General features: G+C 44.3%; 1 protein-coding gene and 2 pseudogenes. All 3 read left to right on the forward strand.

Annotation, left to right across the window (positions count from 1 at the left end; translation table 11 throughout):
• Positions 1–171, forward strand: a pseudogene (locus tag AB4558_RS21475) (bifunctional aspartate transaminase/aspartate 4-decarboxylase); the annotation flags it as partial.
• 70 nt (positions 172–241) lie between these two features.
• Positions 242–1450 (forward strand): sodium/glutamate symporter, encoded by a 1209-nt coding sequence (gene gltS / locus AB4558_RS21480; RefSeq protein ID WP_017061004.1) that lies wholly within the window; start codon positions 242–244, stop codon positions 1448–1450.
• 98 nt (positions 1451–1548) lie between these two features.
• A pseudogene (locus AB4558_RS21485) lies at positions 1549–1700 on the forward strand (pyridoxal kinase); the annotation flags it as partial.

Here is a 1700-nt window from a genome sequence, read left to right on the forward strand (position 1 = left end):
TTCCGTCTTGCTCACGAAACTGGCGTCATCTTACTACCTGGTAAAGGTTTCGACACAGTACACGCCTCAGTACGCGTATCACTAGCGAACCTTACTCACCACGAGTACGAGCTAATTGGCCGTGCAACACGCACTGTGTTGGATGAGTACTTCCAAGAGTTCTCTGCGTAATTCGTAGTTGCTAGAAAATATAAGCCCCGTCAAGTCGGGGCTTTTTTATTCGGTTGTTTAGGTCGTGATAATGAATGTAATTTCTGTAAATGCCGTTGAATCTGCCATTTTGGCACTCTTGATGTTGTTGTTTGGTGAGGTAACCAAAAAACACACACCAATATTAAGTAAATATCATATCCCAGGGCCGGTGATTGGTGGGTGCATCGCAGCCTTAATTACTACTTGCTTATATCGCATGGGAATGGAGTTCGAATTTGAACTTCCTTATAAAGAGACGTTGATGCTGATGTTTTTCGCAGGCATTGGTTTAAGCGCAAATATCAAGCAGCTATTCCAAGGTGGACGCTTGTTCGTTGTCTTTCTCGGAATCGCCGTTGTTTATATTATTTTTCAGGACGCTATTGGTGTCGCTGCAGCCTCGTTCTTAGGGCTGGATCCTAAGCTAGGACTGATGACGGGCTCTATCACCCTATCAGGTGGGCATGGTACAGGTGCTGCATGGGCGTCGATGTTTCATGACCATTTTGGTGTCGATAATGCACTCGAAATCGCGATGGCCTGTGCCACTTTTGGTCTTGTGATTGGCGGTATTATCGGAGCGCCTTTAGGCACGTATTTGGTTGAAAAAAATCAACTTTCAACACCGAACGTACATGCAGCAGATGTGGAACACAAAAAGGCCCATCACATGCCGACTAAGGGCAATGTACTACATGGCATCGGAAGCGTTGTTCTTTTAGCATGCTGTGTTGAGCTCAGCCAAATGCTACATAGTTTAGTGCTTGTGCTCGATGTGCATTGGCTGAACATGGTGCCAAATTTCGTCTATGCGTTATTTGTTGGTGCACTATTCTCAACACTATTTAGCGAGAGCAAACCTGCCAAGATTGCGATGGTCGAAGTGGCACGTTTAAGCTCAATTGCCCTAAGTGTCTTCTTATCTATGGCATTGCTTGAAATCAAACTTTGGCAGCTGTTTGATATGGCGTTGTCGCTGGTGGTTATCCTAACGATTCAAACATTGTTTACTATTGTGTTTGTTACGTCCGTTACCTATAAGCTACTCGGTAAAAATTATGATGCCGCGGTGATGGCAAGTGGTCATGCGGGCTTTGGTTTGGGTGCGACACCGACAGCCATGCTCAATATGAATGGTATCACGGGTTACTACGGCCCATCGCCACAAGCGTATTTTATCGTGCCGTTAATTGGTGCGTTCTTTATCGATCTCTCAAACCTAATCGTTATAGAGACATTCTTACATTTCATGTCTTGATGGATCTTCCCCATCAAAGGGGATTACCAAAGTTCAGTACTTTGACTTTAAAATTTACTCAAGACATCAAAAACTATATTCAGAAGAGGAGTGACGGTTTGAAAGGTGTAATTTCAATTCAGTCTCATGTGGTCTTTGGCCATGCTGGCAATAGCTCTGCCGTTTTTCCTATGCAACGTATGGGACTCGAAGTATGGCCTATCCATACGGTACAATTTTCCAACCACACACAATATCAACAAGGTTGGAC

It is taken from the genome of Vibrio sp. 10N.222.51.C5, assembly GCF_041474575.1.
Lineage (GTDB): Bacteria > Pseudomonadota > Gammaproteobacteria > Enterobacterales > Vibrionaceae > Vibrio > Vibrio crassostreae_C.

Bases quoted from the DNA above. Each gene is read 5' to 3' on its own strand.
- gltS (WP_017061004.1), top strand. From the start codon at position 242: ATGAATGTAATTTCTGTAAATGCCGTTGAATCTGCCATTTTGGCACTC.